The sequence below is a fragment of the Brucella sp. LJL56 genome (assembly GCF_054871705.1).
In genome coordinates this window covers 222,193-247,823 of record NZ_JBTXLQ010000003.1, presented here as the reverse complement: position 1 = coordinate 247,823, position 25,631 = coordinate 222,193, and the positions used below count along the sequence as shown (strand labels likewise).

Here is a 25,631-nt window from a genome sequence, read left to right as displayed (position 1 = left end):
ATGATTCAATGAGCGGATTTTGACCTGTTTCTTTTCTTTCTGGCAAAGGTTTTCCTATTACGAAATTACTAACTATCTGAAATAAACTATTATATTGGGGGTGGCTCTTGCATTGCCATGTGCATTTATCGAGAAAATCCACTGTGTGAATAATTCGCGTTGTAACGGAATATGTAGTGGATTTCTCTGGATTGTGATGTGGATTCAGCATGAAATGGTGCTAATTAACCGGTGTTTCGAAAACATCCGATTGACAGCTTTCAAGCTTTATAACATCATTATTGGAGTTAATAACACACCGCTATCATATGCTCTGATTGCGGTGCATCTGTTTCCAGGTTGCACGGAGGAGCGGGGCCCTGGAATTCATGTGGAGGCTATCATGATCTTGTCCATCGCATCTTGCACCGCTTTGGCGGAGGCTCCTGCCTATCCGGCAGGCCCGATGGCAATGATCGAGAATAGTCTACAGGCGGCTTAAATCCAGCCGCATCATCCGTTTCCATAACGACAATACGGCAGAATTGCTGAAGGCGTTTGATAATGAGTGCACAAACCAGTCAAGTTTCACAAAAGCCCGCCAAGCTGAGCCGCGCCGTCGTGTGGAGCGTGATCGCTGCGGTGGTGGTTGTCGGCGCGATTGCCTTCGACACGAAGGTCGTGAAGATCGGGTCTGATTCCGATGTGCGTCAGCAGGCTTTCTCTCCCGATGCCTACGGTGCTTCCGAATTCCCCAAGGTGAAGGCCAGTGTCGAGCAACGTGCCGTCGATGCAGCCGAAGTGGGAACCGCGCTCGCAGCCGACAAGGCCGCAGCCGGGAAAAAATATGGCGTGGGCGATGTTAATCCGGTCATCCCGGTCAAGTTCACGGGCATCGTTGAAGAGCGCAAGTCCAACTACAACGTCGTGAAGGTCGACGGCCTGCCGGACGGCGTCGCCATCCGTGTCCAGACCGGCCCTGCCGTCAACGGCACCGACCTGCGCGATGCGACTGGCGAAATCCAGTTCGGTCAGTTCAAGAACCAGATCGAATATCAAAATGCCGGCTCGGCTTTGAACAATGAGATGAAGAAGCAGGTGCTTCAGGGCGTCGATGTCGAGAATCTCGTCGGCAAGACCGTGACGGTGGTCGGCGTGTTCAAGGTCGTCAATCCGAAGAACTGGCTCGTCACGCCTGTGGGGCTCGAAGTGAAATGAGCACCGGTTCGAAAATCGAGGGTAAAAACGGCGATGTCGTTCTTGCCGCGCATAACGTCGCCAAATCCTACGGTCGCATTCATGCTTTGAAGGGCGTGAATTTCGAGATTCGTCGTGGTCAGGTCACGACGCTTTTTGGCGAAAACGGTGCCGGAAAATCGACGCTGATGAAGGTGCTTTCCGGCGTCATCCAGCCGACCTCCGGCACGATCATTCTCGATGGCGAACCGGTGACGTTCAATTCGTCTACTGAAGCGCGCGATCTCGGCATCTCGATCATCCATCAGGAACTAAGCCTCGCGCCGAACATGAACGTGCGCGACAACATCTTCATGGGGCGTGAGATCCGCACCGCCACCGGCGTTGATTTTGCCGAGGAAGAGCGGCTGACACGTGAGCTTCTGAAAGAACTGGAAGAAGACATCGATCCGCTGACGCCGGTTGAGGAGCTTCGCCTCGGCCAGCAGCAGGTCGTTGAAATCGCCCGCGCTCTTTCGGTCAATTCGCGCATTCTCATTATGGATGAGCCGACATCGGCGCTCAGCGCCTCGGAAGTCGAGGTTCTGTTCAAGGTGATCCGCGACCTGACGGCGCGCGGTGTCGCCATCGTCTACATTTCGCACCATCTGGAAGAAGCGTTGCAGATCACCAATCATGCGGTGGTGCTGCGCGACGGCACCATGACGGCCTATGCGCCGCGTGAGGAAATCGATCTGGAATGGATCGTGCGCAACATGGTTGGCGCAAACTTCGATCTCGGCTCGCCGCCGACCGGATATGACTGGGGTGACATAGCGCTCTCTGTCGAAAACCTGACCGTTCCCGATCCGGGCGGCGCGGGCTTCTCGCTGGTCGACCGCATGTCGCTCAACGTGCGCGCGGGTGAAATCGTCTGCATTTACGGTCTCATGGGTGCCGGTCGTACGGAGCTTCTGGAAACCGTTGCCGGTCGTCTCAAGGCAAGCGGTGGACGTGTTGTTCTGAAAGGGCAGGACGTCTCCAGCCTCACCATCGCGCAGCGCATCGAGAAGGGACTTGTGCTGGTGCCGGAAGATCGCCAGCGCGACGGTCTCGTTCAGACGATGACGGTCGGCAGGAACCTGTCGCTCGCCAGCATTGCCGAAATGACGAAGGGGCTGTTCACGTCGCGCAAGCGCGAAAAACAGATCGTCGATCAATCAATCAAGAATGTGCACATCAAGACGGATGGCGGCGAAGCGGCAATCGGTTCGCTTTCCGGTGGCAACCAGCAGAAGGTCGTGATCGGCAAGATGCTGGCGACCGAGCCGGAAGTCATCCTGCTCGACGAGCCAAGTCGCGGCATCGATATCGGAGCAAAGGCGGAAGTGTTCAAGCTTCTGGCTGAAAAGGCGAAGCAGGGTCTGGCCGTCGTCTACACGACTTCGGAAGTCGGCGAATGCCTCAGCATCGCGCACCGTATCATCGTCATGCACCGTGGACGCATCTCCGCCGAATTCGGATCGGACGTGTCCAAGGAGAAGATCATGGCCGCCTCGGGCGAAGCCATGGTCGGTCACTAAAATAGTTATGGAGCACTGATAGAATGTCAGTCACGAGCACCAACAAAGAAACAGCGGCTCCGAACGGCGCGAAGCGGAAACCCGGCATCGTGCATCTGCTGCTCGAAGGTCGTGCATTTTTTGCGCTGATCGCGATCATCGCAGTCTTCTCGTTCCTTTCGCCTTATTACTTCAGCGTCGACAACTTCCTCATCATGTCGTCGCACGTGGCCATTTTCGGCCTGCTTGCCATCGGCATGCTGCTCGTCATCCTCAATGGCGGCATCGATCTTTCTGTCGGCTCCACACTGGGACTGGCAGGCGTGGTTGCGGGCTTCCTGATGCAGGGCGTGACGCTGCAGGAATTCGGCATCATTCTCTATTTCCCGGTCTGGGCCGTGGTCCTCATCACCTGTGCGCTCGGCGCTTTCGTCGGCGCGGTCAATGGCGTGCTGATCGCCTATCTGCGCGTTCCAGCCTTCGTCGCGACGCTTGGCGTTCTTTATTGCGCGCGCGGCGTGGCGCTGCTGATGACCAATGGCCTGACCTACAACAATCTCGGCGGACGTCCGGAGCTTGGCAATACCGGCTTTGACTGGCTCGGTTTCAACAAGCTTTTCGGCGTGCCGATCGGCGTTCTTGTTCTGGCGGTTCTCGCCATTATCTGCGCCATCGTTCTCAACCGCACTGCATTCGGCCGCTGGCTCTATGCATCGGGCGGCAATGAACGTGCGGCTGAACTGTCCGGCGTTCCGGTCAAGCGGGTCAAGGTGTCGGTCTATGTCATTTCCGGCATCTGCGCCGCCATCGCGGGTCTGGTTCTTTCTTCGCAGCTCACGTCGGCTGGTCCGACGGCAGGCACCACTTACGAACTGACGGCAATCGCTGCCGTGGTTATCGGTGGCGCAGCGCTCACTGGGGGGCGCGGTACTATCCAGGGCACGCTTCTCGGCGCTTTCGTGATCGGTTTCCTTTCCGACGGCCTCGTGATTATCGGCGTGTCCTCCTACTGGCAGACCGTCTTTACCGGCGCGGTGATCGTGCTCGCGGTTCTGCTCAACAGCATTCAATACTCCCGGCGATGATCGATAGCGGCTCTGTCCACCGTTCCGGGCGGAGCCGCAGAAACATCCGGGTGTATCGAACGGTTTCCAGGAAGGCGCACCATCTCGAAAACGGCCCAATGGAAATAAGTACCGCCGGGGAACCGGCATAACGCAAATGAAAAACGTCAAGGGAGTGAGACTATGTTCAAGAAGGGTATGCGCGTTCTGTTCGCCGCTGCGGCAGCGTTGCCTCTCATCGCCAGCACGGCCTGGGCCGAAGGACTGATGACGATCATCGTCAACGATCCATCCAACCCGTACTGGTACACCGAAGGTGAAATCGCCAAGAAGACCGCCGAAGGTCTCGGTTACAAGGCTGTTGTCGGTGGCCACAAGGGCGACACCAACACCGAAAGCAACCTGATCGACACGGCTATCACCAACAAGTCGGTTGCCATCATTCTCGATCCGGCCAATGCGGACGGTTCGGTTGGTGCGGTCAAGCGTGCAATCGCCGCCAATATCCCGGTTTTCCTCGTCAATGCGGAAATCAACCAGGAAGGTCTGGCCAAGGCGCAGCTCGTTTCCAACAACGCACAGGGCGCCGCTATCGGTGCGACCCAGTGGGTCGAAAGCGTTGGCGACAAGGGCAAGTATGTCGAACTGTTCGGTTCGCCATCGGACAACAACGCCGCAACGCGTTCGAACGGCTATGAAACCGTTCTGTCGCAGTATCCGGATCTGGTGAAGGCCGGTCAGGACGTCGCCAACTGGGATCGTACCCAGGGCCACGACAAGATGCAGGCTCTGCTTCAGGCCAATCCGGACATCATCGGCGTCATCTCCGGTAATGACGAAATGGCTCTGGGCGCAATTGCTGCTCTGAAGAAGGCTGGGAAGCTGGATCAGGTGAAGGTTGGCGGTTTCGACGGTTCGCCGGATGCGGTTGCAGCCATCAAGGCCGGTGAACTGCAGTACACCGTTCTGCAGCCTGTTGCCGTGTTCTCGGAAGCTGCCGTCAAGCAGGCCGACAATTTCATCAAGACTGGCAAGACCGGCGTGGATCAGGAAAAGCAGCTCTTCGACTGCATCCTGATCACCAAGGATAATGTCGACAAGTACACCTCGCCGTTCGTTCTCGAACAGTAAGGTTTGAACAAGGCGCATCCCGTAAGCAGAAACACTTTCGGGGTGCGCATTTCCAGAAGTCCCACGCAATATAGGGCCTATCAGGCGATTCCAAAGCTTTCGGAACGCGCAAGCAAGGGGACAAGTGACAGGCATGGCAGTGAGCAGCAAAGCAAGCATTGACAAGCTGATGACGGAGCAGGTGCCGAACGACAGCCGGCATGCACGTCAGCTCGTCCGGCGCCAGCAGATTGCAGAAACTGTAATGGCTGAAGGCTCGATGCGTATCGAGGATCTCACCGAACGGTTCGGCATCAGCCTGATGACAGCGCATCGCGACGTCGATGAACTGGTAAGCCGCGGGCTATTTCGCAAGTCACGCGGCATCGTGTCGGCCGCGCCGACAAGCCTGATCGAGGCAAGCGATCTTTACCGCGTCACGCGCCAATCGGAAGAAAAGAAACTGATCGCCGAAGCCGCGATGCAGTTTGTCGAACCTGGCCAGGCGATTTTCTTCGACGATTCCACCACCGTTCTGCAGATGGTGCCGCATCTTCCGGGCAAGGGGCCGCTCACCGTCATCACCAACTCGCTGATCCTGATGAACGAGGTGCGTGACATCAAGGATGTGACGCTGCTCGGTCTTGGCGGTCAGCTCTATAACTGGTGCAACGCTTTTGTGGGCGGCATGACGATCCACGAAATTCGCCGTCTTCGCGCCGATGTGGCCTTCATTTCGATTGCGGCGATCACCGACGATCTTTTGTTTCACCAATCCCCGGAAATGGTGGAAACCAAGCGTGCCATGCTCGACTGCGCCGCCAAACGCATCCTTCTGGCCGATCACACCAAGTTCGAGCGCAGGGCCCTGCACAATTTCGGTGCGCTCAGCGACTTCGACGTCGTCATCGTCGATGAAAATACGCCTTTCGCGCATATCGAGCGCATGGAGGCGCAAGGCATCAATGTGGTGGTTGCCCGCGCCAATGCCCGGACAAGCGGGAAGCAAGAATAGCCCGCGCATATTTATCAGGAATACGATCCATGCCCTCTCTGCTCGGAATCGACAGCGGACTGACCGTTACCAAAGCCGTATTGTTCGATATTGACGGAACCACCCTTGCCGTCGCGCGTCGCCGCGTGGCGCAATCCTTTCCGCGCGCGCGCCATGTCGAACGCGACATGGATGAATTCTGGAATGCGACCGCCGATGCGATCACCGAGGCCATCGCCAGAAGCGGGCGGCCTGCCTCCGATATTCTGGCAATCGCCACCACGGCCCATGGTGACGGCATCTATATGCTGGACAAGGACCACCGTCCGCTTGGCGCAGGCATATTGTCGCTCGACAGCCGTGCCGGTGATATTGCGGAGCGCTGGGTGAACAGTCCTGTCGCCGACCGCGCCATTACCATAACCGGTCAGTTGCCCCATGCATCGGCTCCATCCGCCATTCTGGCATGGGTGAAGGAAAACGAACCGGAACGCTTTGGCCGCATCGCCCATGTGATTGCCTGCAAGGACTGGCTGCGCTTTTGTCTCACCGGCGACGTTGGCACGGATCGCACCGAAGCCTCGACCTCCTTTACCGATGTGAACACGCAGGATTATTCGAAAGAGGCGCTGGCCTTGTTCGGGCTCGACGCACTTTGGGATGCGCTGCCGCCCATGTCGCGTTCCGATGAAATCGTTGGCAGTGTCTCTGCCGAATGCACGGAGCGCACCGGCCTCGTTGCCGGTACACCGGTCGTCGGCGGCCTTCATGACGTGACCGCCTCGGCGCTCGGCGTCGGTGGGCTTGGCATCGGGACCGTTGCTGTGGTTGCCGGAACCTATTCGATCAACGAAACGCTGTCGTCCGAACCGCGCGTCGACAAAAGCTGGTTCTGCCGCAACGGCATTGCACCGGGCGAATGGAACAACATGTCGATCTCGCCCGCATCGACAGCCAATTACGACTGGTTCCTCGATAAGCTTTGCCCGTCGGAACGACGCGAGGCGGAAGAAACGGGGCGCTCGATCCACGATATGCTGCGCCCGGAAATCGATGCGGCATTGGCAAAGCCTTCGACAGCGATGTTCCATCCCTATCTCTTCGGTTCGCCCTATGGGGCAATGGCGAGCGGCGCTTTTTTCGGTTTGCGCGGCTGGCAGGACCGGGGCGACATGCTGCGCGCGATCTGGGAAGGCATTGCCTTTAATCATCGTATCCATGTCGATCACCTGAAGGATGGTTTCGCGATCTCTGCAGCGCGTCTCACCGGTGGCGTGTCGCGCAGCCCGGCTTTCGCGCAGATGTTTGCCAATGTTCTCGGCATGCCCGTTACCGTCACGGATACGGACGAGGCCGCCGCGTGGGGAGCTGCCCTTTGTGCTGGTAAGGGGGCAGGTGTTTTTGCCGATGTCTATAGCGATCCGCGCAATCTCGACGCCGTAGGCCGCACCTATGAACCGGATGCCGGACGAAGCACGCTTTATGAAAAGCGTTATGCGCTTTTCCAGGAAATCGCATCGGCACTCGGGCCGATCTGGCCGAAGATCGAAGCCCTCACGGATTGAAATAAACGGCGTTTCCCGCGCCTTAGCGACGTAAAGACAGTAAGATGAATGATTTCGTAGGCAATGCCGAAATGAAAAGCCGCATCGGACAATTGGAGGCCGAGGGTGTGGATGTTCTCATCCTTGGTGCGGGTATCAATGGTGCAGGGCTTTATCGCGATCTGAGCGAGCAGGGCGTGAGCTGTCTCGTCGTGGACAAGGCGGATTTTGGGTCCGGCACAAGTGCCGCGCCATCGCGGCTTATTCACGGTGGCCTGAAATATCTTGAAACCGGCGAATTTGGGCTCGTGGCCCAGTCAACGCTGGAACGCAATCTGCTTCTGAAGAACGCGCCGCACAATGTTGAGCCGCTGCCGACTTTCATTCCGGTCTTTTCGTGGACGAAGGGTATTCCTGCGGCGCTGCGCACCTTGTTCGGATCAACGACCGCGCCACGCAGCCGCGGTGCTGTGCTCATCAAGATCGGTCTGGCGCTTTACGATTACTTTGGCGCACGCGAGCGTGTCATGCCGCGCCACCGCTTTCTTTTGAAGGAAACAGCGACCAGGGAAATGCCCTATATCACGCCGTCGATTGTGGCGGGCGGCATCTATCACGACGCGAAAGTCAGCCAGCCGGAACGTCTGGTTTATGAGCTTGTCAGCGACGGGCTGCGCGCCAATTCGAAAAGTGCCGCAGCCAATTTTACGGCACTGGTTTCCGCCGAGAGCGGCGTGATTAGTTTTGAAGGACCGGATGGCAAGACATTCACCGTCAGGCCGAAGCTGGTCATCAACGCAGCCGGACCATGGATCGACCGGGTCAATGCTGCACTCGGCAAGCCGACCAAGATGATCGGCGGCACCAAGGGGTCGCATATTCTTGTCGATCATCCCGAACTGGTGAAAAGCCTCAATGGACGCATGATCTATTTCGAGGCGGATGACGGACGTATTTGCCTTGTCTACGATTATCACGGGCTGGCGCTGGTGGGTTCCACCGACATTCCGTCGGATGATCCGGACAATGTACGCTGCGACGACCCTGAAACCGACTATTTCATCGACAGCCTGCGTTCGCTTTTGCCGAAACTCAAATTCGACCGCAGCCAGATCGTCTATACCTATAGCGGCATTCGTCCGCTTCCCGCTTCCAATGCTTCCGAACCGGGCTTGATCAGCCGCGATCATTCCGCGCCTGTGATCGAGCCGGATAGTGGTCGGCCATTTGCGATCATTTCGCTTGTCGGCGGCAAATGGACCACATTCCGCGGCTTTGCCGAGGAAGTGGCCGACAAGGTTCTTGGGCGTTTCGGTCAGGCCCGGCGGGTATCAACGCGCAACCTCGCCATCGGCGGCGGCAGGGATTATCCGTCTGATGATCGCGCCCGCAAGGCATGGGTGACGAGGTACGCCACCGAAACACGGTTATCCGCCGCACGGGTCGAAACCTTGCTGAAGCGCTATGGCACCACAGCCTTGCCGATCATCCGCGAGGAAGCAGGTGCAGCGGTTACAATGCTACCCGAAACCGACACGGTCAGCGCGACGGAAGTCGCATGGATTGCGCGCAACGAGCTTGTCGTGCATCTGGCCGACGTCGTTCTGCGGCGCACCACGCTTGCAATCGACGGGGCACTGACGACCGGCAATCTTGCCGCGATCGCCGATATTCTGGCGCGGGAACTGGGCTGGGACGATGTCCGCAAGACGCAGGAAATCGAGGCAGTCAATATCGAGCTTGAAAAACGGCATAATGTGATTTTGCGAGCGCAGCCCGCCAAAAGGCGCTGATCTATTCGTGAAGTTGATCTATCTGTTTGCTTGACGCGCATCTTGTTCCGAAAACCGTTTCACACTTTTCAGGATGCGCTATGGTGCGCCTCTCATATTCGAAAGGAAACGCGCCATGGATATCAAGCGAAACGGAACCGACCCTTCGGGCAAAGGCCCAGCCGATTGGTTTACGGGCAATGTCCGTATCGATCCGCTGTTCTCCCCCAATAATGCCCGGCGCGCTGCGGCTGCGACCGTGACTTTCGAGCCCGGCGCGCGCACCGCCTGGCACACGCATCCGCTTGGCCAGACCCTGATCGTGACCGCCGGTCTCGGCCTTGTGCAACGGGAAGGTGGACCGATTGAGGAAATCCGGCCCGGCGATGTGGTCTGGTTCGAGCCAGGCGAGAAACATTGGCACGGTGCGTCCGCAAGCAATGCCATGACCCATATCGCGATTCAGGAACAGCTCGACGGCAAGGTCGTTGACTGGATGGAGCATGTCAGCGACGTGCAATATGGCGGAGGGAAATAAATTTCGCCCCGGTTTTGCGCAGCTTTCAGAAAACGACCCGACCGATCAATGGTCAAAGGCTGCGCAAAACGCAAAGATGATTGCGTATATTGCGAACAGGCGTTTCCTGTTTCCCCTATCATGTTGTTCTCAATAAAAACAAAGGGGAGAAGCTAATGAAACGCATAGTTCTTTTGCTTGCAGCAAGCGTCGCCAGCCTTGCCTGCGTGCAGGCACATGCTGCTGAAGGCGCAAACTGCAAGGCGCCCAAATTCTCCGATGTCGGCTGGACCGACATTACCGCAACAACGGCGCTTGCGTCGTTGGTGCTTGAAAAAGCCGGATACGAGCCGCAGACAACCATCCTTTCCGTGCCGGTCACCTTCCAGTCGCTGGAAAACGGGCAGATTGATATTTTCCTTGGTAACTGGATGCCGCTTCAGGAAGAAGCCCGCAAACCTTATCTTGAGGGAAAGAAGATTGAGCAGGCCGGGGTGAATCTAGAAGGCGCCAAGATTGGTCTTGCTGCGACGGGCAAGGATCTTGGCATCAAGAATTATGCCGATGTCGCAAAGTTCAAGGACCAGCTTGGCGGCAAGATTTACGGCATCGAGGCTGGCAGCAGCGCCAACGCCACAATCCAGTCGATGGTCGAGCAGGACAAATTTGGCCTGAAAGATTTCCAGCTCGCGGAATCGAGCGAGCAGGCCATGCTTTCGCAAGTCCAGAATGCAGTGCGCAAGGATGAGCCTGTTGTTTTCTTTGCCTGGACGCCGCATCCGATGAATATTCGTTACAAGCTCACCTATCTTGAAAATGGCGACAATCTGTTTGGTCCGGACGACGGTGCTGCGACCGTCGAAACATTGACCCGCAAGGGCTACGCAGCGGATTGCCCCAATGTTTCGCGCTTTCTGTCGAACCTGAAGTTCAATACGGAGATGGAAAGCACGATGATGAACATGATCCTGAACGATGGCATGGAAGCGAAAGACGCCGTGACGAAATGGATCACGGAGAACCCGGCACAGCTTGATGCGTGGCTTGATGGCGTGACCACTGTCGACGGCAAGCCAGCGCTTGCAGAGGTGAAGTCGGGACTGGGCCTTTAATTTAGGGTGTCTTTACTGCCGCAGCTTGCTCGGCGATTGACCAAAATGCCGCTTGAAGGCGCGCGACAGCGAACTGATCGACGAAAAGCCGGTCTGTTCCGCTGTGTCCGCCATGGAAAGATGCGTATCGAGGATCAGTCGCCGGGCCGCTTTCAGCCGGAGCGACAGATAGTAATTGCCCGGTGACTGCCCGATCACATTGGCAAACAGCAATTCGAGACTGCGTGTCGACAGGCCAAGCCTGCGGGCGATGCCCGTCACAGGGATCGGGCGGTCGATATGAGTTTCCATGATTTTTATGGCATTGGCCAGTCGCGGCTCGCGGTTAAGCAATCGGCCAAGGGATACCAGCGGCTGCGCGTCGGAAGCCTGTTTCACTTCATCGTAGATGTAGAGGCTCGCCACATCGAGCGCGATGGAATAGCCGTGGCGGGCGCGAATGAGTGCCAGCATCATGTCGAGCGCGGGGGCAGCGCCGCCGGTCGTCAGAAAAGCTCCGTCCCGTACCCAGCGGTCGGATTGCATTTCGACTTCCGGGAAACGCTGTGAAAATGCTTCCATGTCTTCCCAGTGCGTCGTTGCCTTGCGTCCGTTGAGCAGCCCGGCTTTTGCAAGCACCCATGATCCGGCTTCCACGCCCACGACGAGTTTCGATTGCTTGGCAGCCTGTCGCAGCATGGCGAGGAGTTTTGGCGTGGCGTGTTCCAGTGCGTGAAAGGCGCTGACGATAATGAGAATGTCCTGCGCCCCGGCCTCAAGACAGCCATCCGCCGCAACCTTGAGCCCGCTGGATGTAACGGGGTCGCTGCCATCCGGCGACACCACGCGCCAGCGATAAAGAGAACGTCCCGTCACGCGGTTGGCGCCGCGCATCGGGTCGAGCGTCGCGGCCAGCGACATGAGTGAACAATCCGGCAGGACCAGCAGGGTAACGCTCAGTTCTTCGTCGGATGGTTCAAAGATCATATGCTTCGCTCTTCGCCAAATAGATTTCGTAAAATGATAATCCCGGCATTTCGTGACCTGTCAAGCTCGGCGAAAATCGAGGGAAACGATCATGCCTTTAAAGCCCGCTCGCGAAATATTCATCACAGCAGCCGTTACCGGCGCTGGAGCCACCACGCATCGCTCGAACAAGGTGCCGATTACACCGCGCCAAATCGCGGATGCGGCCATCGAAAGTGCTGAGGCAGGCGCTGCCGTCGCGCATATTCATGTTCGCGATCCGGAAACCGGCGAGCCTTCGCGCAAGCTGGAACTTTTCCGCGAGGTTGTCGATCATATCCGGTCGTCGAATGTCGATATCGTGCTGAACCTGACGGCAGGTGTCGGCGGCGATCTGGTTTTCGGCTCGGCGGAAGCACCGCTGCCGCCCAATGCCGCCAAGACCGATATGGCGGGAGCGACGGAACGGCTTGCCCATATTGCGGAACTGCTGCCGGAAATCTGCACGCTGGATTGCGGAACGATGAATTTCGGCGAGGGCGATTACGTGATGACCAACACGCCCGCCATGCTCAGGGAAATGGCCGCGCAGATACAGCGGCTCGGCGTGCGCCCGGAGATCGAAATCTTCGATACCGGTCATCTGCCGCTTGCCCAGTGGTTGCAGCAGCAGGGCCTGCTCGATGATCCGGTTCTGGTGCAATTGTGCATGGGTATTCCATGGGGCGCGCCCGATGATCTGGCAACGCTGGTATCCATCCTCCACAACCTCCCGGATAACTGGATTTTCTCGGCATTTTCCATCGGGCGCAATCAGTTGCCCTACGCAGCCCTTGCCGTGCTGGCGGGTGGCAATATCCGTGTGGGATTGGAAGACAATATCTGGCTCGACAAGGGCGTTCTGGCTTCGAACGGCGATCTGGTTGAACGAGCCAAAGCGATTGCCGTCAATATGGGGACGACGGTTCTGACGCCTGCTGAAGTCCGCGAGAAACTTAAGCTCACAAAGCGCTGGTGATAGCCATGAACACCCATCCTCCCAAGATTGCCTGCATCGGTAGCGGTGTTATCGGCAGCGGCTGGGCCGCACGCTTTCTCCTGAACGGTTTCGATGTTGCCGTTTACGATCCGTCGCCCGATGCAAAGGCGACGACAGAACATATTCTCGATAATGCGCGCCGGGCACTGGCGGCACTGACCACCATGCGTCTTCCGCAGGAGGGGCAACTGTCCTTTTCCGCTTCGCTGGCGGAGGCGGTGGCAGGCGCGGCGCTTGTTCAGGAAAGCGTGCCCGAGCGTCTCGACCTGAAACTTGCCGTGCTGGCGGAGATCGAGGCCGCTTGCGCAGACGAAGCGCTGATCGCCTCTTCCACCTCCGGTTTTCTTCCAAGCAAGTTGCAGGCTGGGTTACGGCATCCGGAGCGCCTCTTGATCGCGCATCCCTACAATCCCGTTTACCTGTTGCCGCTGGTCGAGCTGGTGCCGGGCGAAAAGACGACCGGATCGGCGATCGAGAGCGCTTCCGCGTATTATCGCCAGACCGGGATGGAGCCGGTTGTGCTTGAAAAGGAAATCGATGCTTTCGTGGGGGACCGCCTTCTGGAAGCGCTGTGGCGTGAGGCCTTGTGGCTTGTGCGTGACGGTATCGCTACAGTCGAGCAGATTGACGATATCATTCGCTATTCTTTTGGTCTTCGCTGGGCTCAGATGGGGTTGTTCCAGACCTATCGTATTGCGGGTGGTCCCGCAGGTATGCGGCATTTCCTCGCCCAGTTTGGGCCTGCGCTGCAATGGCCATGGACGAAACTGACGGATGTGCCCGATCTTGATGAAAGCCTCATCAACCGTATCGCCGACCAGTCGGACGAACAGAATGAAGGGCTTTCAATTCGCGATCTAGAGCGGATTCGCGACGAAAATCTGGTCGCCATCATCCGTGCCCTCTCACAACAGCAGCAGGGTCGGGGTTGGGGCGCGGGCGCGCTTCTCAATGCCTATACCGCGCGGCTTGAAACCGCTGCGGATCGCCCCGAGGCGGGCAGCGGTCCGCTCCGACTTCTGGATGTACGCGTGATCCCGGAGTGGATCGACTATAATGGGCATATGACCGAGCATCGTTATCTCGATGTATTTGGGCAGGCGACCGACAGGTTTCTGGCGCATATCGGCGTGAATGAAGCTTATCTGAAATCCGGACACAGCTATTACACGGTCGAAACCCATATCATCCATCGTGGTGAGGCCAAGGCAGGCGATGCGCTGCATGTGGAAACGCAATTGCTCTCTTTCGACGAGAAACGTGCGCATGTCTTTCATAGTCTGAGGCGCGCCGAGACGGAGATTGCCAGCGCTGAGCAGATGCTGCTGCATGTCGACAGCAAGGCAGGCAAGGCGGTGGCGGCGAAGGCTCAAATTCTTGCCGCACTGGAGGGGCTTTCACGTGCACACCGTGAAATGCCGACACCGATTGCCGTCGGGCGGCATGTCGGAAGAAGAGGCTGAACGACCTCCAGTTCTTTCCTTGAAGAATAACGCGTCGATCTTGGATCGACGCGATTTTCGTCGTTGCTTGACATTTAATCAATCGATTGATTAAATCAAATAATGAACACGACAAAACATCATCGATCGGAACCGCCTTCGGTGGATCAGACGCGAATGGCGCTGATCCACGCGGCCTTGCAACTGTTTGGTTCGAAGGGTTACGACGCCACATCGACACGCGAGATTGCGGGTCGGGCCAAGGCAAATATCGGCTCCATAGCCTATCATTTCGGCAACAAGGAAGGGCTGCGGCTGGCTGCGGCAGACTATATCGTTGAAACGATACAGGGCGTTGCCGGGCAGGCGCTTGGGCATTATGCGGCGATCAATGCGCCTGCCGAGACGAAGGAAACCGCTCGCCAGCAGCTTGGTCTGGCGCTGGAGCGCATGACCCATTTCATTGTTGCGCAACCGCAATCCGGTGAGATCGTCCAGTTCCTCTTGCGTGAACTGGCGCATCCGACGGCGGCGCTCGACCGCATTTATTCCGGTGTTTTCGAGCCGACGCATAAAAGGCTTTGTGCCATATGGGAAGTCGCGACAGGCGAGCCTGCCGAAAGCGAGAACACAAGGCTCGTCATTTTCACTCTGCTTGGACAGGTCGTTTATTTTCGTATCGGCCGAGAGGCGGTGAAACGGCGCATGGGCTGGTCCACGATGGGCGCGGAAGAGGCGGCGGCGGTCGCGGCAATTGCGCGCCAGAACCTCATGGCTATTCTTGCAGCGAAAGACGCTACGAGAAGCGGCGAGGTGGCGTTATGAGCGTTCTCTGTATTCTTCCTTTTGCGACCTATCTTTTCGCCGCATGCAACGCGCAGCCTCTTGCTGTTGGTTATGTGGAGGGCGAGTTCGTGCAGCTTGCACCGCTGGAAGTGGCGCAGGTTCAATCCATTGCCGTCAGACGTGGCGATCGTGTCGAGCCGGGCAAGCCCATAGCAATGACGGAGGATGCGGACGCAAAGATCGCCGTTGCGCAGGCCGACGCAGCGCTGGCGCAGGCACGCGCGCAATTGGCGGATTTGCAGGTCGGCAAACGTCCCGATGAAATTGCTGTTCTGGAGGCGGCTGTAAGAACTGCCAAGGCACAGGCAGACGATGCCCGGCGAACGCTTTTGCGTACGCAGGATCTGACGAAGCGCGGGGTTATGACACAAGCGCAGCTTGACGACGCCGCCACCAAGGTCGAAGTGGCAGAAGCCTCGATCAATCAGGCGACAGCCAATCTGGCGGTCGGTCGCTTGCCCGCGCGTCCTGAAGAAATCAAGGCGGCGGAAAATGCTGTCAGGAGCGCCGAGGCGCAGCTTGATTCCGCGCGCTGGCATCTGACCAAGCGAACGATCGAGGCGCCGGCATCGGGCCGGATCACCGATGTCATCCGCAATCCGGGCGATATTGCCGGTCCGTCTGCGCCCGTGCTGACTATGCTGCCCGACGGCGCGGTCAAGCTGAAGGTTTACATACCGGAAGACAAGTTTTCGGCGGTGCGGGTGGGCGATATGCTGTCCGTGCGCTGCGATGGCTGTGCACCCGGCCTGCAAGCCCGTGTCAGCTATGTTTCGCCCGATCCGGAGTTCACGCCGCCAGTCATCTATTCGCTCGAAACGCGCCAGAAGCTTGTCTATCTCGTCGAGGCGCATCCGGTCGATCCCGCATCGCCTCTGCAGCCCGGCCAGATCGTGGATGTCGATCTGGCTTCCCAATAGGCGGAGACCAAAATGTCGAATGCCATCGATGTCAAAGGTCTCGTCAAACGGTTCGGCGATGCTACGGTTGTCGATCATGTGAGCATGGCGGTGGCCGAGGGCGAGATCGTCGGCTTTCTGGGGCCGAACGGTTCGGGAAAGACAACCACCATCCGCATGATGTGTGGGCTGCTGACCCCCGACGAGGGGGAAGGACAGGTGTTGGGGTTTGATCTTCGCACCGAAGGCCTGAAGATCAAGCGTGAAGTCGGCTACATGACGCAGCGGTTTTCTTTCTATGAAGACCTGACCATAGCCGAGAACCTTGAATTCGTAGCCCGGCTCTACCGGTTGAAACCGGTTAAGGATCATGTGGTACGCACACTTGAGGAGCTGGGACTGACCTCGCGTGGGGATCAGTTGGCGGGCACGCTTTCCGGTGGCTGGAAACAACGGCTGGCACTGGCAGCCTGTATCATGCACAAGCCCAGGCTCCTGCTGCTGGATGAACCGACCGCTGGGGTCGATCCGAAGGCACGACGCGATTTCTGGGACGAGATACATCGTCTGGCCGATGGTGGACTGACCGTACTCGTCTCGACCCATTACATGGACGAAGCCGAGCGCTGCCATCGCATCAGCTATATTTCCTATGGCAAGCTTCTGGCCACCGGGACCGTCCGGGATATCATCGAGAAGGCGGGACTGACGACCTTCATCGTCAATGGCCCGCGGCTTGGCGAAGTGGCACGCGAACTGGAAGGTGAACCGGGTGTCGAGCAGGTTGCGCCTTTTGGTGCGACACTGCATGTCGTGGGGTCCGACAGGGCGAAGCTTGAGGCGCCTCTGGAGAAGATCAGGCATCGCGAGGGGATCACAGTCGAGGCGGGCGAAACCAGTCTTGAGGACGTGTTTATCCAGTTCATGGCCAATGCGCAGGATAATATGTCCAAGGACAGGAACTCCGGGAGCGGCAAACCATGAGCGGCTGGTTCTCGTTCGAACGTCTTGGCGCGATGCTGGTGAAGGAATTTATCCAGATGCGGCGTGATCGCATCACCTTCGCCATGATGCTGGTCGTTCCATTGATGCAACTGCTGCTCTTCGGCTTTGCCATCAATAATGATCCAAAAAGCCTGCCGAGCGCACTGATCGTGACCAGTCAGGATCATTATACGCGTGCCATGATTTCCGCGCTGGAAACCACAGGCTATTATCGTTTCGACCACGTCGTGCAAAGTGCTGCGGAAGCCGAAGCCTTGATTGCCAACGGCACCGTTTCCTTCGTGGTGACGATACCATCGGATTTTGCAAGACGTGTCGATGCAGGGGAGCAGCCGCAGATATTGATCGAGGCCGATGCGACGGACCCGTCGGTGGCAAGCGGTGCGATTTCTACGCTTGGAACGGTCGCAAGTCAGGCGCTCCTGCGTGAACAGGGCAAGCAGGCTGAAGCTGCAGATGCTGCGCGAAGCCAGCTCCAGGTCGTCGTGCATCGCCGTTACAACCCGGAAGGCGTGTCGCAATATAATATCGTTCCCGGCCTGCTGGGCGTCATCCTGCAAATGACGATGGTGATGATGACGGCCATGGCACTGACCCGTGAGACCGAACGCGGCACGATGGAAAACCTGCTTGCGATGCCCGCCACACCTGCTGAAATCATGCTGGGCAAGGTTCTGCCATTTCTGGTCGTCGGCGGCGTGCAGGTTGTGGTCGTGCTGGTCGCGGCCAAGCTTTTGTTCGGGGTGCCCTTTGTCGGTTCGCTGGCGCTGCTTTTGACCTGCGTGCTGATCTTCGTCCTGTCGCTGGTCCTGCTCGGCTATACGATCTCGACGGCGTCGCGCACGCAGATGCAGGCCATGCAGCTTACCTTTTTCTTCTTCCTGCCGTCGCTGATGCTGTCCGGTTTCATGTTTCCGTTTCGGGGCATGCCCGACTGGGCGCAAGCACTGGGCGAGATTTTTCCGCTGACGCATTTTCTGCGGATCGTCCGCGCGGTCATGTTGAAAGGCGCCCATCTTTCCGACATTGCCGGAGAGGTGAACGCCCTCATATTTTTCGTAATCCTGTTCGCATCGCTGGCGCTTCTGCGATTCCGGAGAACGTTGGATTAGCTTGCCGCTACCTCAGCAGGCTGATGAGGCCAGCGCCGCTTTCGGGCGGCGGGACAGTGTGAACAACAGCCCGGCTGCTGCAAGAAGACCGCCCGCGACCGGAATGGCCGCATAGCCATAGCCCGCGCTGATGACACCGCCGCCAAGGGCTGCACCCACCGCATTGCCAAGGTTGAATGCGCCGATATTGATCGAGGATGCAAGTCCCGGCGCTTCCGATGCAGCCAACATCACGCGGGTCTGTACCGGCGGAACGACGGCGAATGCCGCAGCCCCCCAGGCGACAAGGCCGATTGCCGCGCCGATATGGCTGCCCAGCAGGAGCGGCAGTACCAGGCTGATGATTGCGAGCGCTGCGAGAAATATCCGCGTTGCGCCATTGAGTGACCAATCGGCCAGACGCCCGCCGAGCATATTGCCGATGGTGAAGCCCACGCCGATGAGAACGAGCGCCAGCGTTACGAACCCTTCCGAGGCGCTGGTAAGGTCAGCCAGCACGGGCGCCACATAGGTGTAGAGCGTGAACATGGCGCCCGCACCCATGACGGTTGTTGCGAGCGACATGAGCACGGTCGGGCGCATCAGGACGCCGACCTCCCGGCGGATGTCGGGCATCTTGCCGGCCTCGCCGCGCGGCAGCGAAAGCCAGAGCGCACTGATGGCGAGCAGACCCAGAACAGCAGTACCGGCGAACGACATGCGCCAGCCGATCTGCTGGCCGATCCAAGTCGCGGCCGGGACACCACCGATATTGGCAATCGTCAGGCCCATGAACATGGTGGCAACGGCGCTTGCCCGCTTTTCAGGCGGCACGACACTGGCCGCGACGACGGAACCGAGGCCGAAAAACGCCCCATGATTGAGGCTCGTCACCAGACGGGCTGCAAGCAGCGTCCAGTAATCCGGAGCAAGCGCCGAGAGGATGTTGCCCAGCGTGAAAATGCCCATCAGCAGCATCAAGGCCGTGCGCTTGCCGAAGCGCCCGAAGGCGAGCGTCATGATCGGAGCGCCGATCGTCACGCCGATGGCATAGGCGCTGACTAGAAGACCTGCCGTCGGGATAGACACATCGACACCGTCGGCAATGACCGGCAGCAGGCCCATAGGTGCAAATTCCGTGGTGCCGATACCGAAGGCACCGATTGCAAGCGCCAGAAGCGGCCAGTTGAAACCGGCCGCCTTCGCTGCGCTGTCGTGAGACGTCATCGTGCTCATCATAGTCTCCGTTATTTATCCCAGACGGGAGCCAGACCTTCGGGGCTGACGATGCGACCGTCGGGACGGGCAAGCTTTGCGATAGCGGCCATGTCTTCCGCATTCAGTTCAAAGTCGAACAGGTTGAAGTTTTCCGACACGCGCTCCGGCTTGGCCGTCTTGGAAAGAGCAATAAAGCCGCGTTCGATCAGCCAGCGCAGGCCGACCTGGGCAGCAGTCTTGCCGTATTTCGCACCAATGGCCTGCAAGACGGGATCGCGCGGCACTGCGCCATCAGCCATGCCGTAATAGGCGGTGATGGCAACACCTGCCGCTTTCGCAGCGTCGGCTACGGTATTTTGATCGATATACGGATGCACCTCGATCTGGTTGGTGACGATGGGCGCCGCACTGCGAAGAATAGACTCTTTCATTTGCGCGACATTCTGATTGCTCACACCGATGAAACGCGTCTTGCCCGCTGCCTTTACCGCGTTGAGCCTGTCGATCTGATCAGCAATCGCCACCTTGTCGGCAGGCCAATGCAGGAGCAGGAGGTCAATCTGATCGACTTTCAGCTTGTCGAGACTTTCATCGACGGATGCGCTGAATTTTTCGAGGTCATAATTATCGACCCAGACTTTCGTGGTGAGGAACAGGTCTTCGCGGCGTGCGCCTGCCTTTTCAAGAGCACGACCGAGGGCAGCCTCATTTTGATAGATCTGGGCCGTATCGAAATGGCGGAAGCCCGCTTCCAGCGCAGCCGGGATGACGCTTTCCACTTCCGCATCCGTCATGCGGAAAACACCGAAGCCGAGCGCGGGTATAGACGCACCGTGTGCGTTTACGATTTTCATATCATCTCCTGTCGATTGGCCCTCGGCGTTTTCGCGTCAGTTGCGCGAGCTTGGGAGGCTCATGCTTCGGGCCGTCAATTTATGGATTCTGATCCTGTTCCGGATAATCTTCGGTCAGGTTCGATCTCGTGATGCAGAAATAGGACAGTCGCGCGGGCTTGAAAATCCGCTGGGAATCCACATTATCTGTGAAACAGTTTCACAGATGGAGCAGGCGATGGATAATCGCGTCGGCGAAATGCAGGTCTTTCTGCGGGTTGTGGAAGCGGGCAGCTTTTCCGAAGCGGCCCGCCTCTTGCGCATGAACCCTTCGACTATCAGCAAGCTCATATCCCGTATCGAAGCAAGGCTCGGCGTGCGGCTTCTGGAGCGCTCGTCGCGGCGCCTGTCGCTGACAACCGAGGGGCAGATTTATTATGAGCGCAGTCAGGGACTGCTGCGCGATTTCGAGGAAGTCGAACGCGAGCTTTCACAAGGTTCTGCAAGTACGGGCGGTACCGTGCGCGTCAACGCTTCTGTGGCATTGGGCACGCTGGCGCTGGAGCCGCTATTACCTGAATTTTTGTCGGCCTATCCGAATATCGTAATCGATCTATCCCTGTCGGATGAACTGGTCGATCTTTATCTGGACCGCACCGACGTGGCTTTCCGTATCGGCACCTTGCCCAATTCCAGCATGATGGCGCGCAAGCTTGGGACCGCCCGGCGCAAGATCGTAGCGGCTCCCGCCTATCTTGAACGTCACGGCACACCGTTGACGGTCGACGATCTTGCCGATCACAATTGCATCGGGTTCAATTTCCGCCGCGCGGCACCTGTCTGGCCGCTCAAGGAAAGCGGGCGTATTGTGGATCGTGCCGTTTCCGGTTCGCTGCTGGCCAATAATGGGGAAACCGTTCGGCGCATGGCGGTCGCGGGGCTGGGGCTTGCCCGGATCGGCGATTATCACGCGCGGAACGATCTTGCATCCGGCGCATTGGTGGAGGTTCTGGCCACGGCGGTCGAGAACGATATAGAAGAGGTTCACGCCGTGTTCCTTGGTGGTGCGCGACTGCCGCAACGGGTACGGGTTTTCCTCGATTATGTGGTGCCCCGCTTGCAGAACTATCTCTCGACCCAATAAGGGGCGCGGTCGAATCAGCGGCAAGGTTCTTCCGAGAACACCGAATTTCCGGCGCGAAACGGGCGCTTCATCCAAAATAATTAGGTTTCCGATAGGCTAACGATTTCAGATTGTTGCTGACGCATACTCGTTCGATCACGACTTGGTGCTCCGCTTTTGTGTTGACTATTAACACTCCGTTAACCACAGTTTGTTGCAATATGTTACAAAGCGTTATCATCCTAATGCCAGAACGAGGTGTGTATTGAGCAAAAACCGGCAGACCAGACAGCAATCCTTGCAGGCAAGGGGGAGGTCTGCCGTGGCTGACATGACGTCGTTCTGGGGGCTGATGCGCGCCTATTGGGTTTCCGACCGTTGGAAGGAAGCCTGGGTTCTCACCATCGCAATCTTCCTGATGACGGCCTTTGTGAGCAAGACCACCGTATGGGTGGCCGAGGCTTCGGGCCTGCTGATGAATTCCATCGTCAACGTCAATACTGCTCCTGTTCAGCATCCTCTCATGACGATTGCCGCCAATGCGGGCATTCTTGTTCTGCTGATGCTGGCAAAGGACGTGATGCTGGTCGGGTCCCGCCATTTCCTGTCCACCACGCTGCATCGCAAATGGCGCAGGTGGCTGAATGACCAGTTCTCCACTGCGCTGCTGAATGGCAAGCACACGCATTTCCATCTGCAACAGGGCAGGGGCAAGGATCAGCCCGACAATATCGATCAGCGTTTGCAGGAATCAATCAAGGGCATGACCGGCGGCGCCATCGGCCTCGTCATGGGCATTGTCGGTGTGTTCCTGTCTGCTTTCTTCATCGGCCAGAAGCTGATCGAAATGTCCACGCATGTGGAGGGGCTGGATTTCCTCGGCAGCTATGGCAGCGCCGTCCTCGCCTTCATGGCAATCGTGGTCTATGTTCCGCTCGGAACGCTGGTCGCGATCAAGATCGGCAAGCGTCTGGAGCGTCTCAATCTCGGAATCCAGAAGGCCGAAGGCTCCTATCGTGGTGAATGGACTACGCTTCTGCGTCGCAGTTTCCAAATCTCGGCGTCCGGCGGCGAGGCCGTCCAGCGGTCGGTCAATGATAGACTGTACAAGGATGTCGACGGCACCTGGAACCGGCTCAATCGTTTCGATGCTGCCTATCTTGCCTTTTCCCAGGCCTATGGCTTTCTCTCTAACCGGATCGTTGCCTATATTCCTGGTCTTCTGCCCTATATGAGCGGTTCTGTCGGTTTCCGTAACTATGTGACGGGCGCGGAACTCGTTGCGGCGATGATCAACGATTGCTCGTGGTTCATTCAGGTTATGCCAGCGATTGCCAATCTGCGCGCCAATGCGGGCCGTGTGACCGGCCTCGCGCAGGCTATCGAGAATGTACAGGACCCCACGGATTTCTACAGCCGGTCGGGTATCAACCGCTTTGCTTTTGCTGAACAGCATCCACGCTTTGGCCTGTCGGTGCGCAATTTAACCCTCATGCAGGGACCGGATAGCGAAGCCCCGTTTCTGCGCTCGGGCGTGATCAATATTCGCTCCGGCGACTGGGTTTATATGCGCGGCGAATCCGGTTCGGGCAAAACATCTTTCGTGAAGGCGCTGAACGGCCTATGGCCTTATGGGACCGGCGATATCATCTATCCTCAGAATGCCACCTCGCTTTACGCGACCCAGGAGGCCAAATTCCCATCCGTCTCGCTGAAGCAGCTCGTCAGTCTGCCCGCCGATGAAAGTCTGTTCAGTGATCTCGCCGTTGCCGCCGTCCTGCACGAGGCGGGACTGGGCGAATTTATCGAGCGCATGAATGACGCCGATGCCGATGGCGCGCCATGGGACATGGTTCTCTCCGGCGGTCAGAAGCAGAAGATCGTGCTGGCACGTATTCTTCTGCACAAGCCGTCGATCATCTTCCTCGATGAGGCTACCGGTGCCCTCGATCCGGCCTCGAAAATGCGTTTCCACGAAGCGTTGAAGACGCGCTGCCCGCAAGCCATCGTCATCAGCATCATGCATGAGGACAAGCTGCCACTGCTCGAAAACGGCCACAACGTCTATTCGCATGTGCTGGATATACGCAACGGCTATGTCTCGCTGCGTCCGGTTCACTTCGATACAATGCCGGATGTGGCGGCTGAAACGCCTCTTATCGCCGCCGAGTGAAGCGTATTCTATTGGTCGAAACATCGTAGGGTTGCAAAAGTCCAAATTTGGACTATATTCTGATCTGGACGATCGGAGGCAATGATGGCCAGAAGCAATGCGGTGTTGAAGACAGTAGCAGGCAAGGGACCGGATATTCTCGATGCGACCCGTTTCTCTCCTCATTCGCGCAAGCGGCTGAGCGGGCCGGGCCTGCGCACCTTTCTGACCATCGCCGATCTGTGGGGGCTGGACGAACAGCAGCGTCTCATGGTGCTGGGACTGCCTTCAAGATCAACCTATTACAATTGGGTGAAGGCGGTGCGCGAACGCCGCGATATCACGCTGGATGTGGACGTGTTGATGCGCTTATCCGCTGTTCTTGGCATTCATCAGGCGCTGGGCGTGCTTTATCCCGATGAAAGAGCGGGCATCCGCTGGCTGCATACGCCCAATCGGGCAGGGGTCTTCGGCGGTCACCCACCATTGAAGCTGGTGACAAGCGGTCTGCAGGATGGCTTGTTGACCGTCCGCCGGTTTCTGGATGCGGCGCGCGGCGGCCTTTATATGGAGCCGAACGAACTGGATCGTGAGTTCCGGCCTTATCGCGATGAGGACGTGGTATTCTCGTGAAGCGCAACCCCGCTCCACAGCCAAGCTATCGCCTGATCCCGTCGCGCTTTCCGCCGATTGGTCTTTTTGACACGGTTGCCACGGCTGCCGATCTGGAAGCGGTGATGGAACTGGCAGGCTGGACGAATGATCGTCTTCTGACTGAGCGATTGCAGCGCCTTCCACATGAGGAATGGGTGTTCGGCAGGCCCAATTCCAGCATCGTCATGGCGACGTTTCTCCATGTGGCGCCGGGCGGCATGCGCTTCAACGGGCCGGAGCTTGGCGCGTGGTATGCAGCAGCGAGGTTGACTACATCCGTTATCGAGGTTGCCCATCACATGCGTCGCGAAACCGTCGCGACACATCAGGACAGCCTGGCGCGCACCTTTCGGGTCTATACGGCGAAACTGGAAGAGGATTTGATCGACATATGCGGGGAACAGGCAACGTTACCTGCCGTATACGATCCGATAGATTACGTCGCTTCACAGAAGTTCGGCGAGGAGATGCGCGAGAGCGGCGAATTCGGAATTCTGTTCGACAGCCTGCGTCACGAAGGCGGCATCAATGCCGTTGCTTTTCGCCCGAGCCGCATCGTGGAGGTGACGCAGAGCGATCATTACGAGATCACGGTTGAAAGAGCGTCTTCGCGCATTCAGGCGAAAAAGCTCAATACCTGAAGAGGCAGGCATTGCCGCCTGCCCCGGTTCGTCCGATCATGACCAGCCATATTCCTCATCGAGATCCTGAAACTTCTTCAGGTCAACGATTTCACAATATTGCTGATAGGTGATCATATCGCTGGCACGGGCCTTCGGTGTGCCGTCACGCTTGAGAACGGACAGCGTGTCGGTTACGGCCTTGACCGCCGAGAACAACGTTGAAAGGGCATAGAACACGACATTGAAACCCATCTGTTCGAGGTCGGCGGCTGTCAGAGCCACAGTTTCGTTGCCATCGACAATGCTGACGACCTTCGGCCCTTCAACGTGCCGCGCCACCGCTTCGACTTCCGCGATAGTCTTGATGCCATCGACAAAAACAAGATCGACACCCGTATCCTGATACATTTTCGCGCGGCGAATGGCTTCTTCCGCACCGGCTGCGGGCATGGCATCGGTGCGGGCGATGAGAAGGAGATCCTTGTCGCGTCGTGCCGCAATCGCGCATTTGAGACGACGCACATTTTCTTCAGCCGGGATCAGCCGGATACCGGCAAGCTGGCCGCAGCGCTTCGGGGCTAGCTGATCTTCCAGATGAATGGCGGCAACGCCTGACTGGATATACTCCTCCACAGTGCGCACGATATTGGCTGGGCCGCCGTAACCGGTATCGGCATCGGCGATGACCGGAATATCCACCACGCGCGTCATATCTCGCGCATGGGTTGTCATTTCGGTTTGTGTGAGAAGACCAAGATCGGGTGTGCCGAGACGACTTGCCGTTGCGCCAAACCCGGTCATGTAGATGGCCGGAAACCCTGCCTGCTGCACAAGGCGGGCGGTCAACGGATCGGGTGCGCCCGGTGCCTGAACGATGCGACCACTTTCGATGAGGTTTTTCAGGGCCTTTGCCTGTGTCATCATCATCTCC

At 57.9% G+C, this 25,631-nt stretch carries 23 protein-coding genes and 1 pseudogene; 19 read left to right on the top strand and 5 right to left on the bottom strand.

The features are described from left to right. Nucleotides 1-470 precede the first annotated feature (470 nt). Nucleotides 471-564 (bottom strand): annotated as a pseudogene (locus tag ACYSN1_RS13120) (ATP-binding protein); the annotation flags it as partial. Between ACYSN1_RS13120 and ACYSN1_RS13115 the strand changes: the two are divergent. The 9 genes from ACYSN1_RS13115 (at nt 544) to choX (ending at nt 10,830) form a co-directional block, all read left to right on the top strand. Continuing rightward, nucleotides 544-1,197: a DUF2291 family protein gene (locus ACYSN1_RS13115; RefSeq protein WP_461726081.1), complete on the top strand. Its 654-nt coding sequence runs from the start codon at nt 544-546 to the stop codon at nt 1,195-1,197. The pseudogene ACYSN1_RS13120 and the gene ACYSN1_RS13115 sit on opposite strands and share 21 nt — an antisense overlap. Further along, the gene (locus ACYSN1_RS13110) at nt 1,194-2,738 is read left to right on the top strand and encodes a sugar ABC transporter ATP-binding protein (RefSeq protein WP_461726080.1); all 1,545 of its coding nucleotides are present in this window, start codon (nt 1,194-1,196) and stop codon (nt 2,736-2,738) included. Before ACYSN1_RS13115 ends, ACYSN1_RS13110 begins: the two co-directional genes overlap by 4 nt. Before the next feature lie 23 nt (nt 2,739-2,761). Continuing rightward, entirely contained in the window at nt 2,762-3,802 is a 1,041-nt protein-coding gene (locus ACYSN1_RS13105) for an ABC transporter permease (protein WP_010660874.1), read from the top strand. A gap of 162 nt (nt 3,803-3,964) precedes the next feature. Then, on the top strand, nt 3,965-4,912 hold the full coding sequence (locus ACYSN1_RS13100; protein ID WP_140020912.1) for a D-ribose ABC transporter substrate-binding protein: 948 nt from the start codon (nt 3,965-3,967) through the stop codon (nt 4,910-4,912). A 133-nt stretch (nt 4,913-5,045) separates the two neighbouring features. Further along, a complete protein-coding gene (locus ACYSN1_RS13095) occupies nt 5,046-5,906 on the top strand; it encodes a DeoR/GlpR family DNA-binding transcription regulator (RefSeq protein ID WP_461726079.1) in 861 nt (286 codons plus the stop codon). 29 nt (nt 5,907-5,935) lie between these two features. Next, on the top strand, nt 5,936-7,450 hold the full coding sequence (locus ACYSN1_RS13090; RefSeq protein ID WP_461726078.1) for an FGGY-family carbohydrate kinase: 1,515 nt from the start codon (nt 5,936-5,938) through the stop codon (nt 7,448-7,450). 44 nt (nt 7,451-7,494) lie between these two features. Then, nucleotides 7,495-9,222 carry a glycerol-3-phosphate dehydrogenase/oxidase gene (locus ACYSN1_RS13085; RefSeq protein WP_461726077.1) on the top strand — a complete coding sequence of 576 codons (1,728 nt, stop codon included), beginning with the start codon at nt 7,495-7,497 and terminating at the stop codon, nt 9,220-9,222. Between the two features lie 115 nt (nt 9,223-9,337). Then, nucleotides 9,338-9,739, top strand: coding sequence for a (R)-mandelonitrile lyase (locus ACYSN1_RS13080; protein ID WP_011982660.1), 402 nt, complete (start codon nt 9,338-9,340; stop codon nt 9,737-9,739). 155 nt (nt 9,740-9,894) lie between these two features. Continuing rightward, complete coding sequence (gene choX, locus ACYSN1_RS13075; protein ID WP_461726076.1) at nt 9,895-10,830, top strand: choline ABC transporter substrate-binding protein; 936 nt, start codon at nt 9,895-9,897, stop codon at nt 10,828-10,830. Between the two features lie 12 nt (nt 10,831-10,842). Here the strand turns inward: choX and ACYSN1_RS13070 are convergent, their stop codons facing one another. Then, a complete protein-coding gene (locus tag ACYSN1_RS13070; RefSeq protein ID WP_461726075.1) occupies nt 10,843-11,796 on the bottom strand; it encodes a GlxA family transcriptional regulator in 954 nt (317 codons plus the stop codon). 91 nt (nt 11,797-11,887) lie between these two features. Here ACYSN1_RS13070 and ACYSN1_RS13065 point away from each other — a divergent pair, with 91 nt between their 5' ends. From ACYSN1_RS13065 to ACYSN1_RS13040, 6 genes are all read left to right on the top strand, one after another. Next, nucleotides 11,888-12,793 carry a beta-keto acid cleavage family enzyme gene (locus tag ACYSN1_RS13065; RefSeq protein WP_461726074.1) on the top strand — a complete coding sequence of 302 codons (906 nt, stop codon included), beginning with the start codon at nt 11,888-11,890 and terminating at the stop codon, nt 12,791-12,793. Between the two features lie 5 nt (nt 12,794-12,798). After that, nucleotides 12,799-14,277, top strand: coding sequence for a carnitine 3-dehydrogenase (locus tag ACYSN1_RS13060; RefSeq protein ID WP_461726073.1), 1,479 nt, complete (start codon nt 12,799-12,801; stop codon nt 14,275-14,277). Between the two features lie 102 nt (nt 14,278-14,379). After that, nucleotides 14,380-15,081, top strand: a complete 702-nt coding sequence (locus tag ACYSN1_RS13055) for a DUF1956 domain-containing protein (RefSeq protein WP_461726072.1) — start codon at nt 14,380-14,382, stop codon at nt 15,079-15,081. Continuing rightward, complete coding sequence (locus tag ACYSN1_RS13050; RefSeq protein WP_461726071.1) at nt 15,078-16,022, top strand: HlyD family secretion protein; 945 nt, start codon at nt 15,078-15,080, stop codon at nt 16,020-16,022. The genes ACYSN1_RS13055 and ACYSN1_RS13050 overlap by 4 nt, the downstream gene beginning before the upstream one ends. Before the next feature lie 12 nt (nt 16,023-16,034). Then, on the top strand, nt 16,035-16,985 hold the full coding sequence (locus tag ACYSN1_RS13045; RefSeq protein WP_461726070.1) for an ABC transporter ATP-binding protein: 951 nt from the start codon (nt 16,035-16,037) through the stop codon (nt 16,983-16,985). After that, complete coding sequence (locus tag ACYSN1_RS13040; RefSeq protein WP_461726069.1) at nt 16,982-18,118, top strand: ABC transporter permease; 1,137 nt, start codon at nt 16,982-16,984, stop codon at nt 18,116-18,118. The genes ACYSN1_RS13045 and ACYSN1_RS13040 overlap by 4 nt, the downstream gene beginning before the upstream one ends. Nucleotides 18,119-18,130: 12 nt before the next feature. Here ACYSN1_RS13040 and ACYSN1_RS13035 read toward each other — a convergent pair whose 3' ends face one another. After that, nucleotides 18,131-19,333, bottom strand: coding sequence for an MFS transporter (locus ACYSN1_RS13035; RefSeq protein WP_461726068.1), 1,203 nt, complete (start codon nt 19,331-19,333; stop codon nt 18,131-18,133). An 11-nt stretch (nt 19,334-19,344) separates the two neighbouring features. Next, nucleotides 19,345-20,169: an aldo/keto reductase gene (locus ACYSN1_RS13030; protein WP_461726067.1), complete on the bottom strand. Its 825-nt coding sequence runs from the start codon at nt 20,167-20,169 to the stop codon at nt 19,345-19,347. A 217-nt stretch (nt 20,170-20,386) separates the two neighbouring features. Between ACYSN1_RS13030 and ACYSN1_RS13025 the strand changes: the two genes are divergently transcribed. The 4 genes from ACYSN1_RS13025 (at nt 20,387) to ACYSN1_RS13010 (ending at nt 24,718) form a co-directional block, all read left to right on the top strand. Further along, the gene (locus tag ACYSN1_RS13025; RefSeq protein ID WP_461726066.1) at nt 20,387-21,292 is read left to right on the top strand and encodes a LysR family transcriptional regulator; all 906 of its coding nucleotides are present in this window, start codon (nt 20,387-20,389) and stop codon (nt 21,290-21,292) included. A 301-nt stretch (nt 21,293-21,593) separates the two neighbouring features. Next, nucleotides 21,594-23,444: an ABC transporter ATP-binding protein/permease gene (locus ACYSN1_RS13020; protein ID WP_461726065.1), complete on the top strand. Its 1,851-nt coding sequence runs from the start codon at nt 21,594-21,596 to the stop codon at nt 23,442-23,444. A gap of 84 nt (nt 23,445-23,528) precedes the next feature. Beyond that, complete coding sequence (locus tag ACYSN1_RS13015) at nt 23,529-24,056, top strand: antitoxin Xre/MbcA/ParS toxin-binding domain-containing protein (RefSeq protein WP_461726064.1); 528 nt, start codon at nt 23,529-23,531, stop codon at nt 24,054-24,056. Beyond that, nucleotides 24,053-24,718, top strand: coding sequence for an RES family NAD+ phosphorylase (locus ACYSN1_RS13010; protein WP_461726063.1), 666 nt, complete (start codon nt 24,053-24,055; stop codon nt 24,716-24,718). Before ACYSN1_RS13015 ends, ACYSN1_RS13010 begins: the two co-directional genes overlap by 4 nt. Nucleotides 24,719-24,754: 36 nt before the next feature. Here the strand turns inward: ACYSN1_RS13010 and ACYSN1_RS13005 are convergent, their stop codons facing one another. Further along, on the bottom strand, nt 24,755-25,621 hold the full coding sequence (locus ACYSN1_RS13005) for an isocitrate lyase/PEP mutase family protein (RefSeq protein ID WP_461726062.1): 867 nt from the start codon (nt 25,619-25,621) through the stop codon (nt 24,755-24,757). Nucleotides 25,622-25,631: the final 10 nt, after the last annotated feature.

Bases quoted from the DNA above. Each gene is read 5' to 3' on its own strand.
- ACYSN1_RS13115 (WP_461726081.1), top strand. From the start codon at position 544: ATGAGTGCACAAACCAGTCAAGTTTCACAAAAGCCCGCCAAGCTGAGC.
- ACYSN1_RS13110 (WP_461726080.1), top strand. From the start codon at position 1,194: ATGAGCACCGGTTCGAAAATCGAGGGTAAAAACGGCGATGTCGTTCTT.
- ACYSN1_RS13105 (WP_010660874.1), top strand. From the start codon at position 2,762: ATGTCAGTCACGAGCACCAACAAAGAAACAGCGGCTCCGAACGGCGCG.
- ACYSN1_RS13100 (WP_140020912.1), top strand. From the start codon at position 3,965: ATGTTCAAGAAGGGTATGCGCGTTCTGTTCGCCGCTGCGGCAGCGTTG.
- ACYSN1_RS13095 (WP_461726079.1), top strand. From the start codon at position 5,046: ATGGCAGTGAGCAGCAAAGCAAGCATTGACAAGCTGATGACGGAGCAG.
- ACYSN1_RS13090 (WP_461726078.1), top strand. From the start codon at position 5,936: ATGCCCTCTCTGCTCGGAATCGACAGCGGACTGACCGTTACCAAAGCC.
- ACYSN1_RS13085 (WP_461726077.1), top strand. From the start codon at position 7,495: ATGAATGATTTCGTAGGCAATGCCGAAATGAAAAGCCGCATCGGACAA.
- ACYSN1_RS13080 (WP_011982660.1), top strand. From the start codon at position 9,338: ATGGATATCAAGCGAAACGGAACCGACCCTTCGGGCAAAGGCCCAGCC.
- choX (WP_461726076.1), top strand. From the start codon at position 9,895: ATGAAACGCATAGTTCTTTTGCTTGCAGCAAGCGTCGCCAGCCTTGCC.
- ACYSN1_RS13070 (WP_461726075.1), bottom strand. From the start codon at position 11,796: ATGATCTTTGAACCATCCGACGAAGAACTGAGCGTTACCCTGCTGGTC.
- ACYSN1_RS13065 (WP_461726074.1), top strand. From the start codon at position 11,888: ATGCCTTTAAAGCCCGCTCGCGAAATATTCATCACAGCAGCCGTTACC.
- ACYSN1_RS13060 (WP_461726073.1), top strand. From the start codon at position 12,799: ATGAACACCCATCCTCCCAAGATTGCCTGCATCGGTAGCGGTGTTATC.
- ACYSN1_RS13055 (WP_461726072.1), top strand. From the start codon at position 14,380: ATGAACACGACAAAACATCATCGATCGGAACCGCCTTCGGTGGATCAG.
- ACYSN1_RS13050 (WP_461726071.1), top strand. From the start codon at position 15,078: ATGAGCGTTCTCTGTATTCTTCCTTTTGCGACCTATCTTTTCGCCGCA.
- ACYSN1_RS13045 (WP_461726070.1), top strand. From the start codon at position 16,035: ATGTCGAATGCCATCGATGTCAAAGGTCTCGTCAAACGGTTCGGCGAT.
- ACYSN1_RS13040 (WP_461726069.1), top strand. From the start codon at position 16,982: ATGAGCGGCTGGTTCTCGTTCGAACGTCTTGGCGCGATGCTGGTGAAG.
- ACYSN1_RS13035 (WP_461726068.1), bottom strand. From the start codon at position 19,333: ATGAGCACGATGACGTCTCACGACAGCGCAGCGAAGGCGGCCGGTTTC.
- ACYSN1_RS13030 (WP_461726067.1), bottom strand. From the start codon at position 20,169: ATGAAAATCGTAAACGCACACGGTGCGTCTATACCCGCGCTCGGCTTC.
- ACYSN1_RS13025 (WP_461726066.1), top strand. From the start codon at position 20,387: ATGGATAATCGCGTCGGCGAAATGCAGGTCTTTCTGCGGGTTGTGGAA.
- ACYSN1_RS13015 (WP_461726064.1), top strand. From the start codon at position 23,529: ATGGCCAGAAGCAATGCGGTGTTGAAGACAGTAGCAGGCAAGGGACCG.
- ACYSN1_RS13005 (WP_461726062.1), bottom strand. From the start codon at position 25,621: ATGACACAGGCAAAGGCCCTGAAAAACCTCATCGAAAGTGGTCGCATC.